The sequence below is a fragment of the Collinsella sp. AF19-1LB genome, assembly GCF_003459655.1.
GTDB lineage: Bacteria > Actinomycetota > Coriobacteriia > Coriobacteriales > Coriobacteriaceae > Collinsella.
In genome coordinates, this window is sequence record NZ_QRWO01000010.1 from 14,446 (window position 1) to 30,037 (window position 15,592).

12 protein-coding genes are annotated in these 15,592 nt (G+C 62.1%); 11 read left to right on the top strand and 1 reads right to left on the bottom strand.

The window, feature by feature from the left end:
• Positions 1–41: 41 nt before the first annotated feature.
• Positions 42–1,238 carry an Nramp family divalent metal transporter gene (locus DWX39_RS04115; protein ID WP_117758623.1) on the top strand — a complete coding sequence of 399 codons (1,197 nt, stop codon included), beginning with the start codon at positions 42–44 and terminating at the stop codon, positions 1,236–1,238.
• A gap of 363 nt (positions 1,239–1,601) precedes the next feature.
• Here DWX39_RS04115 and DWX39_RS04120 read toward each other — a convergent pair whose 3' ends face one another.
• Positions 1,602–3,818 (bottom strand): acyltransferase family protein, encoded by a 2,217-nt coding sequence (locus tag DWX39_RS04120; protein ID WP_117758588.1) that lies wholly within the window; start codon positions 3,816–3,818, stop codon positions 1,602–1,604.
• A gap of 187 nt (positions 3,819–4,005) precedes the next feature.
• Between DWX39_RS04120 and DWX39_RS04125 the strand changes: the two genes are divergently transcribed.
• The 10 genes from DWX39_RS04125 (at position 4,006) to DWX39_RS04170 (ending at position 15,414) form a co-directional block, all read left to right on the top strand.
• Complete coding sequence (locus tag DWX39_RS04125; protein ID WP_117758589.1) at positions 4,006–4,968, top strand: ribokinase; 963 nt, start codon at positions 4,006–4,008, stop codon at positions 4,966–4,968.
• Between the two features lie 30 nt (positions 4,969–4,998).
• Positions 4,999–5,973, top strand: coding sequence for a nucleoside hydrolase (locus tag DWX39_RS04130; RefSeq protein WP_117758590.1), 975 nt, complete (start codon positions 4,999–5,001; stop codon positions 5,971–5,973).
• Between the two features lie 227 nt (positions 5,974–6,200).
• Entirely contained in the window at positions 6,201–7,211 is a 1,011-nt protein-coding gene (locus tag DWX39_RS04135; protein WP_117758591.1) for a LacI family DNA-binding transcriptional regulator, read from the top strand.
• 260 nt (positions 7,212–7,471) lie between these two features.
• Positions 7,472–8,872, top strand: coding sequence for an L-fucose/L-arabinose isomerase family protein (locus DWX39_RS04140; RefSeq protein WP_117758592.1), 1,401 nt, complete (start codon positions 7,472–7,474; stop codon positions 8,870–8,872).
• Between the two features lie 2 nt (positions 8,873–8,874).
• Positions 8,875–9,711 carry a transketolase gene (locus DWX39_RS04145; RefSeq protein WP_199411442.1) on the top strand — a complete coding sequence of 279 codons (837 nt, stop codon included), beginning with the start codon at positions 8,875–8,877 and terminating at the stop codon, positions 9,709–9,711.
• Positions 9,704–10,645, top strand: a complete 942-nt coding sequence (locus DWX39_RS04150; RefSeq protein ID WP_117758593.1) for a transketolase family protein — start codon at positions 9,704–9,706, stop codon at positions 10,643–10,645. The genes DWX39_RS04145 and DWX39_RS04150 overlap by 8 nt, the downstream gene beginning before the upstream one ends.
• A 56-nt stretch (positions 10,646–10,701) precedes the next feature.
• Positions 10,702–12,192 carry a glycerol kinase GlpK gene (locus tag DWX39_RS04155; RefSeq protein WP_117758594.1) on the top strand — a complete coding sequence of 497 codons (1,491 nt, stop codon included), beginning with the start codon at positions 10,702–10,704 and terminating at the stop codon, positions 12,190–12,192.
• Between the two features lie 169 nt (positions 12,193–12,361).
• Entirely contained in the window at positions 12,362–12,850 is a 489-nt protein-coding gene (locus DWX39_RS04160) for an S-ribosylhomocysteine lyase (RefSeq protein ID WP_117758595.1), read from the top strand.
• A gap of 144 nt (positions 12,851–12,994) precedes the next feature.
• Positions 12,995–13,639, top strand: a complete 645-nt coding sequence (locus DWX39_RS04165; protein WP_117758596.1) for a DUF4867 family protein — start codon at positions 12,995–12,997, stop codon at positions 13,637–13,639.
• A gap of 344 nt (positions 13,640–13,983) precedes the next feature.
• Positions 13,984–15,414, top strand: coding sequence for a 6-phospho-beta-glucosidase (locus tag DWX39_RS04170; protein ID WP_117758597.1), 1,431 nt, complete (start codon positions 13,984–13,986; stop codon positions 15,412–15,414).
• Positions 15,415–15,592: the final 178 nt, after the last annotated feature.

The following is a 15,592-nucleotide window of genomic DNA, read 5'->3' on the forward strand; positions in this document are numbered from 1 at the left end:
GCACCAAGCAAAAGTTGACCATCGCGGCCATCTTTGGCGCTATGGGTCCCGGTCTGCTGGCGGCGCTTTCGGGCAATGACGCCGGCGGCATTGCAACGTATTCCAGCGCGGGCGCCAGCTATGGCTACAAGATGCTCTGGATGCTTCCCGTCATGACTGTGCTGCTTATCGTGACGCAGGAGACCGCGGCGCGCTGCGGATGCGTCACGGGTAAGGGCCTGGCCTCGCTCATCCGTGAGCGCTTTGGCGTGCGCAGGAGCGTGCTGGCCATGGCGGCGCTGTTGATTGCCAACACGGCGGTGACCATCTCGGAGTTCGCGGGTATCGCGAGTGGCCTTGCTCTGTTTGGCGTTCCGGCGAGCATCTCGGTGCCGCTCGTGGCGCTGCTGGTGTGGATGCTTACCATGTCGGGCAGTTTTCAGCGCATCGAGAAGATTTTGCTGCTGGTAAGCTGCGTGTTCGTGACCTACATCGTCGCCGCGTTTATGGCCGGCCCCAACTGGGGCGAGGTCGCGGTCGACTTGGTCGTCCCCAATATTCAGAACGATCCCAGCTACGTGTCGCTCGTGGTCGCAACAATCGGTACCACCATCGCACCGTGGATGATCTTCTTGGCGCAGAACAACGTGGTCGATAAGAACGCGGGCGAGGACGATATCGTGCTGCAGCGCATCGATACCGTGAGCGGCTCGCTTGCCGCTGATGTCATTGCCGGCTTTATTATCATTACGACCGGTACGGTGCTGTTCCCGGCGGGTATTCAGATTAGCGATGCTGCCGATGCTGCCCGCGCGCTGGAGCCTATTGCGGGTCAGTGGTCTACGGTACTGTTTGCCTCGGGCCTGGTCGCGGCGAGTTTCTTGGCTGCCTGCGTGCTGCCGGGCGTTACGTCGAGCGCTATCTGCGAGGCATTTGGCTGGGAGCGCGGTGCCGATCGCAGCTGGGACGAGGCCCCGGTCTATCGCGGCATCATTACGGCCATCATCGGCATCTCTGCCGTGCTGGTGCTTATGCCCGGCGTCGATCTGTTCCAGATTATGATGACCTCGCAGGTCATCAATGGCGTGCTGCTGCCCGTGGTTCTGGTGTTCCAGGTGGTTATTGCCGCTGACCGTCACATTATGGGCACTAACCGCAACGGCCGCGTGTGGAATGTGCTCACTTGGGCGACTATCGGTGTGATTACGGTGCTCACGGTCGTTATGTTTGTTCTGCAGGCGATGGGTTACAGCGCTTAGCGCCTCCTTTGGACTCCAAACAGGCCGCTGCCATGGGTTGCGGACTGTATTTTGCCTGTTATAGGGGGTTAGTAATATGCGTGTGGACAAAAAATGCCAAATATGAGTACTGTTGCCTGGATGATAGTATTTACGACCAAGAAAATAATGAACATATCTAAAAATCTGTTCATTAAAAGCGAAGCTCCAAGTCTTAAGCCGGCCATTCTGGTCAACTGGAAGGGTCGCGCGCTACCGCTTGGGCGCCATTTTGGGTGGTTTTGCCTGCTACTAAAATGGTAACAGTACTCATATTTGCCCCTTTTTGTCCACGACCTCTTGGAGCCGGCTCGAAAAGAGTGATTTTGGGTTGTTTGCTGCAGGCTACTTGTCGGTGCCCAGTTTGTGCGGCTTGAGAGCGAGCGCATTGACGAGTGCGTCGGTGGCAGACTTGACGGCTGCCGGTTGCGGATCGTTGACGTGATCCTCGGGATGCACGGGCAGGTCCTTCTTGACTGCATCGTGGATCAAGTTGAGGTACTCAGTTACGCCAGTGGTCGATAGATGCGTGCCATCGCCATCGAACAGGTCGTTGCGGTTGGCGCTGTATCCGTACCAGTCGATAACGCGCACGTTCTTGTAGCGCGTAGCGGCGTTGGCGATGGCCTGGTTGGTAGAGCCAACCCACGGCTGCGGGCTGCGCGTGTTCACAAACACCACAATACGCTTATCTCCCGCATCGGCCATGATGGCGTCGATCTGGTCGTCGGTTACCAAGCCGTTGGTGCCCAGTGCAAAGACCACGATCTTGCCGGCAAGGTTCTGTTGGAGATAGCCCTCAAATGCCGCGCGGCCCGCATCGAACTGGCGGCCCTTTTCGGCATCGATGTGACTGTGGGGGAACACGCCGTCGAAGGAATCGACGGCGCGCAGCGACACGGAGTCACCGATCATCAGCAGGTCGTAGGATCCGTCGGGGAAGCCGTCGTTGTCCTTGTCGGTGTCGTCGGCCGCCTGCTGGTCGGTGGGCGCGGTGTTTTTGGCTTCCTTGTTGAGGACTTCGGCGCCCTCACCGCTCAGTGCGGAGGTCTCCGGCACAAAGATCAGGCCGCCCAGTGCAACGACCAACACGACAGCGCAGGCTGCGCAGACAGGGACGTGCGCGCGTACCCAGTTGGCGGGCGTGGTGGCGCCGTCGCGAAACTCGGATACGGTGCGCCCAAAGGCGCCCTTTCTAAACGGCGTCTCGATAAAGCGATATGAACATTCGGCTGCGGCGACCACCAACAACACCTGCAAAATGTACTGCCACCACGGCGTATCGTTGATGTTGGCGACCGGGTTCATGAGCAACAGTAGCGGATAGTGCCACAGGTAGATGCTGTACGAGCGCTTGCCAACCCACACGAGCGGCTCGGCGGACAGTGCGCGGGCAACCATTCCCTGGGGCTGCACGCAGGCCGCGATGACCATGAGCGTGAGGATGGAGCATAGCAGCGTGCCGCCGCGATACTGGAACGCGGTGTAGCCGTTGGTGAGCGCGACCATGGCGGCAAGGCCAACCAGACCCACGACGCCCAACACATCGATGGATGCGGGCGAGGACCAAAAGCGCACGAGGGCGCTCGGCTGTGCCGGGACGGTCTCGGCTGCGTTGTCGGCCTTCTCGCCAGGCTTGCCCTCGGCGTTCTTGCCGTGCTTGGCGGCGCCAGCCAGGCGATTGAGCCCCAAACGATGAGCGAGACACACCGGCGCCAGGTCGCGATCGGGGATAAAGGCCATCCAGGCGCCCAGCAGCAGCGAGAAGACGCGGGTGTCGGTGCCGTAGTACACGCGGCTGGGGTCGGCGGCAGGGTTATAGAGCACCATCATGGCGATGGCGGAGACAGCAGCCAGGCCCAGAACCATGCGGCGCGTGTTGGGCTTGCTCATGTGCATGGATACCATAGCGAGCAGCAGCGGTGGCCAAACCAGGTAGAACTGTTCCTCGATGGCGAGCGACCAAAAGTGCGTAAGCGGCGAGGGGTCGCCCAGGGCGTTGAAGTACGAGACGTCCTGCATAATCTGCCACCAGTTGTTAAAGAACAGCAGCGACGGCAGAATGTCGGGACGCATCTTGGTGAGCATCACGTGGTTAAAGATGGTGCACAGCGCGCAGGTCACGAACACTACCGTTACCACGGCGGGGACCAGGCGACGGATGCGGCGAATCCAGAAGCTCTTAAGGTCGATGCGACCGGTCTTAGCGACTTCGTTGAGCAGCAAGCGCGTGATCAGATAGCCCGAAAGCACAAAGAAGATCGTGACGCCAAGCAGGCCGCCCTGAGCCCACGTGAGGTTGAGGTGATAGAGCACCACCGCGACGACGGCAAGCGTGCGCAGGCCGTCAAGGGCAGGGATGTAGCGGGACTTGGGGCGAGCAGGCGTCTGCTCCGCGGCGGGTGTGTTGGCGCGGCCCGCGTTGTTGGCAGAAGCGCGATGGGGGCTCGCGGTGCGTCGCGGCTCGTTGGCACGGCGTTCGCCCTTCACGCGTTCGTGCGGCGCCGGCTCGTTGCCCGTGCGGCGTCGACCGCGCGAGCCCGATTGCGAGAATTGTTCCATAAAACATCATCCAATGACGAGAATAATCAGCACGTATTCATTGTAGCTGCCTGCCCCTGTGAATGCTTGCTGCTGGCGTAAGCTCAAGCGCGCGTCCACATCAAAGTGGACTAAAGTTATAGGGGGTGCGAGAGTGCACAATCGTTGGTCGACGGTGGGCGCAAAGCCTGAAGACGAGGAGGTTTCCATGGCGGATCACAGCATCGTTGCGGTGTTCGGCAGCATGAACATGGACCTTTCGGTGGCGTGCGAGCGCATGCCGCGTGCGGGCGAGACAGTCGGTGGCAGCGGTTTTATCACCAACGCCGGTGGCAAGGGCGCTAACCAGGCCGTCGCTGCTGCGCGCATGGGTGCGCGCACGTGCATGATTGGCGCTGTTGGGCGCGATACCTTTGGCGATGCGCTTGTGGCAGGGCTCCAGGATGCCGGCGTGGGCGTTGAGTTTGTGGCGCGTCGCGATGACGTGGAGACCGGTACCGCGACTATCATTCGCTGCGAGAGCGACAACCGCATCGTGCTGTCGCCGGGCGCCAACCATGCGCTTGCGGGCGAGGACGTTGCCCGCGCACTGAGGCGCTTGGTGGCCGACGAGCTCGACGGCGATGCCAGCGAGTTTGCCCCGGCTGCCGGAAGCGTCTTTATCGCCCAGGGCGAATGTGACCTTGCAGCGACGGCCGAGGCGCTTGCTTGCGCTCACGAGCTGGGGTTCTATACGGTCTTTAACCCTGCGCCCGCCTGCGATTTGCCGGCAGGAGCGTGGCCTGCGGTCGACTTGGTCTGCCCCAACGAGACCGAGTGCCAGATGCTGACGGGCATTCTGCCCACAGATGATGCGAGTTGCGTCGCCGCGCTCAATGCGCTGCTCGACAAGGGCGCCGGCGCCGCGGTCATCACGCTGGGCGGCGCCGGCTCGGTTACGCTCGGCGATGGCGGTGAGCCGCTGCGCATGCCGGCGCTTTCGAGCGCGGTGGTCGATACGACGGCCGCGGGCGATACGTTTATTGGTGCGCTTGCTGCAGCTCGTCTGGAGGGTCTGCCGCTCTTTGAGTGCATGGCCGCGGGTGCTCGCGCCTCGGCGGTGACGGTGTCGCGTCTGGGCGCTCAGCAATCGATTCCCACGCGCGCCGAAGTTGAACATTGGTTTGGTTAAACGATAAAGACGGAGAAGCGGAGTAGAACAATGGCAACCAAGAAGCTGATCCTTGATCTGGATATGGGTGTGGACGATGCGATGGCGCTGGCCTATGCCATCGCGAGCCCCGAGGTGGAGCTCGTGGGCATCACCACGTGCTTTGGCAACGTGCGCGTCGAGCAATCGGCGCACAACTGCCTGGCGGTGCTCGACCTGTTGGGTCGTCCCGAGGTGCCGGTGTACCTGGGCGCCGATCGTCCCATTAAGGCGACTGAGCCCTATACACCGCCGGCGTCCACCACGCTCATTCACGGCAAGAACGGCATTGGCGGGGCGAGCGTGCCCGCGTCGCCGTACGAGCCGGTGGGGGCGACGTCGGCCGACGGTAACGCGGCGGTCGATTACCTGATTGATGCTGCGCGCACCTATGGTCCCAATCTGGTCTACGTTGCGACCGGCCCGCTCTCCAACCTGGCACTTGCCTTGGAGCGCGATGCGGCGGCGATGATGTCTATCGGTCGCGTGGTCGTGATGGGCGGTGCGCTCACCGTGCCCGGAAACGTGAGCGCGGGCGCCGAGGCCAACATGGCAAGTGATCCCGAGGCGGCCGATGCCGTGCTGCGTTCGGGCCGCAAGCTCACTATGGTGGGGCTGGATGTGACGCATCGCGTGGTGCTCACGCGTCGCGACATTGCCGGCTGGACGGGCTCGGGCACCATGGCCGGTTGCGCGTTTGCGAGCATGGTGGAGCACTACATTGGCTCGTACGAGATGAACGCCTCCTACCTGGGTGGCTGCGCGCTGCACGATCCGCTTGCCGTCGCCGTGGCGATTGACCCCACGCTCGTGGGCGCGCTCGGCTGTAACTTGCGCATCGACCTGCTTGGCGAGTATCGCGGCCGCACCATCTGCGATGAGCGCCGTGTGGCCGATCCCGACAAGAGCGCACTCGTGGCGCTGACCGTCGACGCCCCGCGCTTTCTGTCCGAGTTCAAGGCGCGTATGGCCCGCGTCCTGGGCTAAATGTTTTTCACGCCCCGCCCCATGTAGTCAATTTGGGACGGGGCTTTTTTAGCTACCGAGTAAATGTGCCCGTTGGGGGAATAGTCGCACCACTTTGCTTGACAACAGGCTAAACTAGCTATTAAACATTTACTATTCTGTTTAGATTGAATTTGCGGTCGTTTAGTTATCGAGTCACGGGGCGGTCAGGCCACGATGCTCGACCGCGACCGTTACTAGGGGGAACAATGGCTAAAGCAAGTGTTCGCGAGATCAGCCGCATCACCGGTTTTTCGCCTGCGACCGTGTCCAACGCGCTCAACCGCAAGCGCAGCGTGAGCGAGGAGACCGCCAAGGTCATCCTGGAGTGCGCACAATCGCTCGGATACCAGCAGTCGACGCAGCTCGAGAGTATCCAGTTCGTGCTTGCGCGCAAGACGGGTGCCATCCTGGACGAGAGCACCTTCCATCCCGCGGTTATTGAGGGCGTGGAGCGTCAGGCGCGTCGCCACGGCATGAGCACGAGCTTTGTCTCGCTCGACTTTAGCGACCTGGACGCCGTGCGCCCGCAGGTCGAGGGCCTGATCGCCGATCCGTCCGCCGCCATTGTGCTAATGGGTACGGAGTTGGGCGAGGAGGACTACGCCCTGTTCGCTAACGCCGCCGCCCACCTGATTGTGCTCGATGGCTGGAGCGATCGCCAGTATTTCGACGCCGTGGTCATTGCCAACACCGATTCGGTGCTGCGCGCCGTGGACTACCTTATCGAGAAAGGCCACAAGCAGATCGGCTATCTGGCGGGCAACCTTCGTATTCGCAACTTTAAGGATCGCGAGCGCGGCTATCGCCAAGCGCTTGAGGACGCGGGCCTCGAGGCCAATCCGGCATGGCGTGTCACGTTGGGCACCACGCTCGAGGGTGCCTATCGCGACATGGGCGTGTGGCTCGACAGCGTCTCGCACGACGACCTGCCGACGGCTTTCTTTGCCGAGAACGACGTGCTCGCCGTGGGTGCCATGCGCGCGCTCAACGAGCACGGCATACGTGTGCCCGACGATGTCTCGATCATCGGCTTTGACGACCTATCTCTGGGTGCCTTCTCCAACCCGCCGCTCACCACGGTGCACGTTCCCAAGCACGAGGTGGGCGAGATCGCGGTGCGCCGCCTGGTGGGCAACATCCGCAATCCCAAGAGCTATACCTGCAAAACGGCCGTATCGACCTATTTTGTCGAGCGCCAGAGCGTGCGCGAAATCTAGGCAGAACGGCGCCAGACCTCAGAGCGGAAAAGTCCGCCAAAGGCAACCATATATGACGCTACCAAGAGAGAGGGTCCTACGGGGCCCTCTTTTTGTTGCCCTTGTATGTTCAGATTGTTTACATACCGTTTAGGCTGATTTCTCTACCGTTTACGGGACTTTCGCGCTAAACTACTAAACAAAAGAGTAAAACATTTAGTAAACAGAACAAAACGAAACATGCGTCTGTTTACTGAACATGTGATTAGGGGAGGACGTACATGGATAAGATCAAGCTCGGTTTCGTGCCCACGCGCCGCAGCATCTTTAGCGCGCCGGACGCGATCAAGTATCGCGGCCTTACGGCTGATCGCCTGCGCGAGATCGGCGTCGACATCGTGGATATCGACGACATCAACGACGAGGGCCTGCTGTTCGACGACAGCCATATCGCGCCTATCGTCGAGAAGTTCCGCGCCGAGGGCGTCGATGGCATCATGCTGTGCCACGCCAACTTTGGTACCGAGTACGTTTGCGCCCGCCTTGCCCGCGAGCTCGGTCTGCCCGTGCTGCTGTGGGGTCCGCGCGACGAGCGCCCCGAGCCCGACGGCACCCGCCTGCGCGATAGCCAGTGCGGCCTGTTCGCCACCGGCAAGGTCCTGCGCCGCTTCCAGGTGCCCTTCACCTACATGACCAACTGCCGCCTGACCGATCCCGAGTTCGAGCGCGGCGTCTGGGACTTTTTGGCCGTGTGCAACGTGGTCAAGACCTTCAAGCACACCCGTATTCTGCAGATGGCCACCCGTCCGTTCGACTTCTGGTCGACCATGTGCAACGAGGGCGAGCTGCTCGAGAAGTTCAACATCCAGCTTTCGCCCATCCCCATGACCGAGCTTGTCCAGGCCGTGCGCGACGCCCAGGCCGACGAGCAGGCCATGGCAGCCATGCTCGCCCACATTGCCGACAGCTTTGAGATCTGCATCCCCGAGGATAAGGTCCCCGCTGTGGCCGGTCTTGCCATCGCCATGAAGCGCTTGGTCGAGAAGTACGGTTGCAACGCCGGTGCCATCCAGTGCTGGAACGCCCTGCAGGACGAGTTGGGCATTATGCCCTGCGCCGCCAACGCCATCCTTAACGAGATGGGTATCCCCGTCGTGTGCGAGACCGATATCCACGGCGCCATCACCGCGCTGATGGTCGAGGCTGCCGATCTGGGCCGTCACCGCGGCATGTTCGCCGACTGGACCGTGCGTCATCCCGACAACGAGAACGGCGAGCTGCTGCAGCACTGTGGCCCCTGGCCCTGCAGCTGTGCGGCCGTCAAGCCCAAGCTCACCTACCCGCTGGCGTTCGATCACCCCGGCGCGCTGACGGCCGAGGCCAAGCACGGCGACCTCACCCTTGCCCGTTTTGACGGCGACAACGGCGAGTACTCGCTGCTGCTGGGCAATGCCCGCGGCATCGACGGCCCGGCCGGCATGGGCACCTACCTGTGGGTCGAGGTCGACAACCTCAAGCGCCTCGAGGCCAAGATCGTCGAGGGTCCCTACATCCACCACTGCGTCGCCATTCACGCCAACGTCGTGCCGGTGCTCTACGAGGCGTGCAAGTACATCGGCATTGCCCCCGACTTATACGACCCGATTGAAGAAGACGTCAAAGCCTACCTGCGAGGAGAGTAGAAATGGCAACTATCGAAGAGCTTGAGTCCCTGCGTTGGGACCTTCGCCGCGATTGCGTCGATATCATCATGGCTGGCGCCGGCGGCCACATCGGCGGCGACATGTCGGTGATCGACGCCCTCATGACCCTCTACGCCAACCATCTCAACATTTCGCCCGAGACCGTCGACGATCCCAACCGCGATCGCTTCGTGCTCTCTAAGGGTCATGCCATGGAGGCCTACTACGCGGTGCTCTGCCACGAGGGCTATCTGGACCTCGATGACGTCAAGGCCCGCTTCTCCAAGTTCGGCAGCCCCTACATCGGTCACCCCAACAACAAGCTCAAGGGCATCGAGATGAACTCGGGCTCGCTGGGTCACGGTCTGCCCGTGGCCGTGGGCATGGCGCTTGCCGGCAAGATGGACGGCCGCGACTACCGCGTCTGCACCATCATGGGCGACGGCGAGCTTGCCGAGGGCTCGGTCTGGGAGGGCGCTATGAGCGGCGGCAACTACCAGCTCGATAACCTGTGCGCGCTCGTGGACCGCAACCGCCTGCAGATCAGCGGCAGCACCGAGGACGTTATGAAGCAGGACTCGCAGGAGGAGCGCTGGGCCGCCTTCGGCTGGAACGTGCTCTCCATTCCGGGCAACGACGTCCAGGCCATCGACGCCGCGCTGACGCTGGCCGCCGAGACCAAGGGTAAGCCCACGGTCATCATCCTCAACACGGTGAAGGGCTACGGCTCGCCGGTTATGGAGGACAAGGCCTCCTGGCATCATCATCTGCCCAACGATGAGGAATATGCCCAGATCATCGCCGATTTCGCTGCCCATAAGGAGGCTATCAATGGCTAACAAGATCGCCAACCGCAAGGTTATCTGCGACACGCTGCTCGAGGCCGCCGCAACTGACAAAGACATCGTCGTCCTGTGCTCCGACTCCCGCGGCTCCGCATCGCTCACGCCGTTCTTCGATCAGTATCCCCAGCAGTCCATTGAGGTCGGCATTGCCGAGCAGGACCTGGTGAGCATCGCCGCCGGCATGGCCTCGTGCGGCAAGAAGGCCTGGGCCGCCTCGCCGGCGTCCTTTGTGACCACGCGTTCGTATGAGCAGTGCAAGGTCGACGTCTCGTACTCCAACACCAACGTCAAGCTCATCGGCATCTCGGGCGGCGTGTCCTATGGCGCCCTGGGTATGAGCCACCACTCCGCGCAGGATATCGCCGCCATGAGCGCGATTCCCAACATGCGCGTGTATCTGCCGAGCGACCGCTTCCAGACCGCCGAGCTTGTGCGCGCCCTGGTAGCCGACAACAAGCCGGCCTACATCCGCGTGGGGCGCAACCCGGTCGAGGACGTGTACGCCGAGGGCGAGTGCCCGTTCCAGATGGATCGCGCCACCTGGGTGCGTCGCGGCACCGATGTGACGCTTGTCGCCACCGGTGAGATGGTCCGCCATGCCGTGGACGCCGCCGATTTGCTGGCCGAGCAGGGAATCTCGGCAACAGTGCTCGACATGTACTGCGTCAAGCCACTCGACGCCGAGGCCGTGATCGAGGCCGCCGGTACCACGCGTGCCGTCGTGACGGTCGAGGAGCACAGCCCCTTCGGCGGCCTGGGTTCCATGGTCGCGCAGGTCGTGGGCGAGCATTGCCCGCGTCCGGTCAAGTGCCTCTCCCTGCCCGATGCGCCGGTCATCACCGGCACGAGCCCCGAGGTCTTTGCGCACTACGGGCTCACCGGCGAGGGAATCGCCAAGACGGTCGCCGAGTTCCTGCCCGCAGAGTAACTGGAATGTGACAAAGGGACAGTCCCTTTGTCACATTCGTTTTGAAAGGGGTGGCCATGGGCCGCTACATCATCGGAATCGATCAATCCACGCAGGGCACCAAGGCGCTGCTGGTGGACGAGGGCGGCCATTTGATTCATCGTGCCGATCGCTCGCATCGCCAGATTGTCAACGAGGCCGGCTGGGTGAGCCATGATCCAGCCGAGATCGCCGCCAACGTGCTGGCCGTGGCGCGCGCCGTGGTGGAGGAGACCGGGGTCGATCCGGCCGACGTCGCCGGCATCGGCATCTCCAACCAGCGCGAGACTACCGTTGCCTGGAGGCGCACGACGGGCGAGCCGCTGTGCGACGCCGTGGTGTGGCAGTGCGCCCGCGCCCGCGAGCTGTGCGACGAGCTGGCCGCGCGCGAGGGTGTAGCCGAGCTGGTGCGCGACACGACGGGTCTGGTACTCTCGCCCTACTATCCGGCGGGCAAGATGGCTTGGATTCTCGCGAACGTTCCCACGGCTGCCGAGGCCGCGGCGGCAGGCGAGCTGTGTCTGGGCACCATCGATGCCTGGGTGGTCTGGACGCTCACGGGCGGCGCGGAGTTCCGCTGCGACTGGTCCAATGCCAGCCGCACGCAGCTCTTCGACCTGCGCCGTGGCTGCTGGAGCGAGCCGGTGTGTGAGGCCTTTGGCGTCGATGCAGCCTGCCTGCCGCAGGTGACCGATTCCGATGGCCTGTTCGGCATGACGGACCTGGGCGGCTTTTTGCCGGCGCCCGTGCCCATTCACGGCGTACTCGGCGACAGCCATGCCGCCTTGTTTGCCCAGGGCTGCCACAGCCGCGGCATGGCCAAGGCGACCTATGGCACCGGCAGCTCGGTCATGATGAACGTTGGCGACGAGTTCGTTGCCAGCTCGCACGGGCTTTCGAGCTCGCTTGCGTGGCGTATGGACGGTGTGACCGAGTATGTGCTCGAGGGCAACGTGAGCTACGCCGGCGCCGTCAAGACGTGGCTGCGCGACGACCTGGAGCTCATCAACAATCCCGAGGAAGTCACCGACCTGTGCTATGCCGCCAACCCGGCGAGCCGCGTCTACTTTGTGCCGGCGTTCACTGGCCTGGGCGCGCCGCACTGGGCGAGCGACGCCGAGGGCTGCGTCTTTGGCATGACACGCACCACGGGCCGCGCGGAGTTCGTGAAGGCCGCCGATGAGTCGATCGCCTATCAGATCTTCGACGTCATCGATGCGATGGTCGAGGATTCGGGCGCGGCACTGGCCGAGCTTCGTGTTGACGGCGGTCCCACGCGCGACGCGTACCTGATGCAGTTTGAGAGCGACCTGGTCGGCTCGCCCATCCGCATTGCGAGCAACGACGAGATGAGCGGTCTGGGCGCGGCCTGGGCCTGCGGCATTGCGCTGGGCATGTACACGCGCGACGTCGTCGACGTCTACGGCGCCCGCGGCATCGTGGAGCCCACCATGTCCGTCGACGAGCGCGCCAAAAAGATCGCCGGCTGGCGCCATGCTGTCGACGCCACAATTGCATACACTGCCTAGGCGGCTGCGCGTCGCCCAAGGATTTTTCTGGGACGGGGATAAAAAACTCATTGATCCCCGTCCTAGGCAGCTCATTTGGGGTGGGGCTTTTTTGACTGGTATGATTGGTGCGACCATTCGAACCAGCTAAAAGAGCCCCGTCCCAAATTGACTACCGAGAGGATCTGCCATGGAGCGCATCGCGAGTTTTTCCGTTGACCATCTGCTGCTCGAGCCCGGCGTGTATGTGAGCCGCATCGACCGCGATCCGGCGACCGGCGCCGCCGTCACCACCTTTGACCTGCGCCTGACCACGCCCAACAAGGAGCCAGTTATGAACACGGCGGAGTGCCACACCATCGAGCATCTGGGTGCCACGTTCCTCCGCAATCATGCCGAGTGGTCGAGCCGCATTGTCTACTTTGGCCCCATGGGCTGCCGCACGGGCTTTTACCTGGTTGTCTTTGGTGAGCTGACGAGCGAGGAGATCTTGCCGCTCGTGCGCGAGCTGTTCGAGTTTGTTGCTGGTTTTGAGGGCGATATCCCCGGCGCCGCTCCCGAGGAGTGCGGTAACTATCTGGACCAGAACCTCCCCATGGCAAACTGGCTCGCGCGCCGTTATCTCGACCGCGACCTGGCCAATATCGACGAGAAGCACCTGCACTACCAGCAGGCGTAAGGGCTTTATCGCCCAAAGCGCGCGCATTGGGCGCCTTCGCTTATGCGGGGGCGCCTTTTTGTTGAGTGGTCGGGACGAGCGTTCAAAATCGCTCATGTTTGTTCTAGAATGTTCGTATAGTCACATTTACGAACAGGAGCGAACATGCACATCTATTCTGTCAACGATCCCGAGTTCAAATCCTATGGCAACGTTTGGGATGACGTTCCGTCCGAGCTCACGTCGCTCGTGCTCGAGGCGCTCTCTGCCACGCCCATCCCCGAAGGCAGCAAGTACGTAGCAAGCGCGCCGGAGCTCGAGAGCGTCAAGGGTGCCGATAAACTGGGCTTTCTCATGTTTGGCGGCCGCCCCTTCCAGCTCGGCTGGTGCAACGGCCACAACACGCAGCTCAACTGCCTGGAGTATCACCGCGCCAGCGAGTTTAACCTGGGCGCTCGCGACTTTATCCTGCTCGTGGCGCATCGCTGGGAGATCGAGGACGGCAAGCTCGACACCGCGTGCGTCAAGGCGTTCCGCGTGCCGGCGGGTACGGTCGTCGAAGTCTTCAACACCACGCTCCACTACACGCCATGCATGGTCGACGACGGCGGCTTCCAGGTAATGGTTGCGTTGCCCGCCGGCACCAATGGTCCGCGCCCCGAGGCCGCAGCCGACGTGCCCGCGGTCGGCGACAGCTACTGCTACTGGAAGGCTGACAAGTGGGTCCTCTGCCACGCCGACAGCCCCAAGGCGGCCGAGGGCGGCTACGTGGGCCTCGTCGGCAAGAACCTCGACATCGCCTGTGGCTAGCATCTTCCGTCTCGATTTGTAACATCTAGCGGGCTAAATCGTCTCTACCTGTTACAGATTTAGACAAACTGCGGGGGGCTGCCCGAAAATCTCGATCTGTAACACCAAGCCCGGTTTTGGCTGCCTACCTGTTGCAGATCGAGACAAACCGTCCCCAACCACCACAAAGGTGCCTGTCCCCTTTGTGGTGGTGTGGGGCGGCGGTATCAGAAAGTGTCAGACGGGGGCGGCTGCGGGGCGCCTGTGCGCGAAAAGAAGTGTCGACCTGCGCCGTTGCCGTTGAGTAGCGCGCTGCTTACGGGGATACTGAAGCCACGACAAACAGCGTGTGAAAGGATTGATGCATGGCTTTCCGTAAAGACTTCCTGTGGGGCGGCGCAACGGCTGCCAACCAGTGCGAGGGTGCCTACGACGTGGACGGCCGCGGCCTGGCCAACGTGGATGTGGCCCCGCACGGCCCCGAGCGCTATGCGGTGGTCTCCGGCCAGCGCAAGATGCTCGACTTCGAGGACGGCTATTACTACCCCGCGCAGACCGGCATCGATTTCTATCACCACTACAAGGAGGACATCGCCCTCTTTGCCGAGATGGGCTTTAAGACCTTCCGCATGAGCCTGGCCTGGACCCGCATCTTCCCCAACGGCGACGAGACTGAGCCCAACGAGGCCGGCCTGGCCTTCTACGAGGACGTGTTCCGCGAGTGTCAGGCGCACGGCATCGAGCCGCTCGTGACCATCACGCACTTCGACTGCCCGATTCACCTCATCAAGGAGTACGGCGGCTGGCGCAACCGCAAGCTCATCGACTTCTACAAGAACCTCGCGACCACGATCTTCACCCGCTACAAGGGCCTGGTAAAGTACTGGCTTACCTTCAACGAGATCAATATGATCTTGCACCTGCCGTTTATGGGTGCCGGTCTGGTCTTTGAGGAGGGCGAGAACAAGGAGGCCGTCGAGTACCTGGCCGCCCACAACGAGCTCGTCGCCAGCGCTTGGGCAACCAAGATCGCTCACGAGATCGACCCTGAGGTCAAGATCGGTTGCATGCTTGCCGCAGGTAGCTACTACCCCTACAGCTGCCGTCCGGGCGATGTGCGCCAGGCGCAGATTGACAACCAGAGCAACTATTTCTTCGTCGACGTTCAGAGCCGCGGTTACTACCCGGCCTATGCCGTCAAGAAGCTCGAGCGTCTGGGCATCGATGTGGGCATGACGGACGAGGACCGCGAGATCCTGGCCGCCAACACCGTCGACTTCATCAGCTTTAGCTATTACAGCACCCGTTGCTCCGCCGGTGCCGATAACCCCGATGTCGAGCGCACCCAGGGCAACGCCTTCGCCGGCGCCAAGAACCCCTACCTGCAGGAGAGCCAGTGGGGCTGGGCCATCGATCCGCTGGGCTTCCGCATCACCCTCAACGACCTGTACGACCGTTATCAGAAGCCGCTGTTTGTGGTCGAGAACGGCCTGGGCGCCAAGGATGTTGTCGAGGAGGATGGCTCCATCAACGACGACTACCGTATCGACTACCTGCGCCAGCATATCGCCGCGATGCGCGATGCGGTGACCGAGGACGGCGTTGACCTGCTGGGCTACACCACCTGGGGCCCGATCGACCTGGTGTCTGCCGGCACGGGCGAGATGTCCAAGCGCTACGGCTTTATCTATGTCGACCGCGATGATGCGGGCAACGGCACCCTCAAGCGTTCCAAAAAGAAGAGCTTTCACTGGTACAAGCATGTCATTGAAACGAATGGTGAGGATCTGTCCTAAGGAAGCCGAGACACTCAACTTCAGAGTTTCCTAACCAAAACGCCCGGCGAGCAGTTAATGCCCGCCGGGCGTTTTGTTAAAAGAAGTGAAAGCACTCATTGGGGACGTACTTAAATGAGTGCCCGCAGAATGAGAGTGGATAATCTCCCGTTTTTAGCCTGTTTGTGGGCTCAAAGTG

Excerpts from the sequence above, each read along its gene's own strand:
- DWX39_RS04115 (WP_117758623.1), top strand. The coding sequence starts at position 42 with ATGGGTCCCGGTCTGCTGGCGGCGCTTTCGGGCAATGACGCCGGCGGC.
- DWX39_RS04120 (WP_117758588.1), bottom strand. The coding sequence starts at position 3,818 with ATGGAACAATTCTCGCAATCGGGCTCGCGCGGTCGACGCCGCACGGGC.
- DWX39_RS04125 (WP_117758589.1), top strand. The coding sequence starts at position 4,006 with ATGGCGGATCACAGCATCGTTGCGGTGTTCGGCAGCATGAACATGGAC.
- DWX39_RS04130 (WP_117758590.1), top strand. The coding sequence starts at position 4,999 with ATGGCAACCAAGAAGCTGATCCTTGATCTGGATATGGGTGTGGACGAT.
- DWX39_RS04135 (WP_117758591.1), top strand. The coding sequence starts at position 6,201 with ATGGCTAAAGCAAGTGTTCGCGAGATCAGCCGCATCACCGGTTTTTCG.
- DWX39_RS04140 (WP_117758592.1), top strand. The coding sequence starts at position 7,472 with ATGGATAAGATCAAGCTCGGTTTCGTGCCCACGCGCCGCAGCATCTTT.
- DWX39_RS04145 (WP_199411442.1), top strand. The coding sequence starts at position 8,875 with ATGGCAACTATCGAAGAGCTTGAGTCCCTGCGTTGGGACCTTCGCCGC.
- DWX39_RS04150 (WP_117758593.1), top strand. The coding sequence starts at position 9,704 with ATGGCTAACAAGATCGCCAACCGCAAGGTTATCTGCGACACGCTGCTC.
- DWX39_RS04155 (WP_117758594.1), top strand. The coding sequence starts at position 10,702 with ATGGGCCGCTACATCATCGGAATCGATCAATCCACGCAGGGCACCAAG.
- DWX39_RS04160 (WP_117758595.1), top strand. The coding sequence starts at position 12,362 with ATGGAGCGCATCGCGAGTTTTTCCGTTGACCATCTGCTGCTCGAGCCC.
- DWX39_RS04165 (WP_117758596.1), top strand. The coding sequence starts at position 12,995 with ATGCACATCTATTCTGTCAACGATCCCGAGTTCAAATCCTATGGCAAC.
- DWX39_RS04170 (WP_117758597.1), top strand. The coding sequence starts at position 13,984 with ATGGCTTTCCGTAAAGACTTCCTGTGGGGCGGCGCAACGGCTGCCAAC.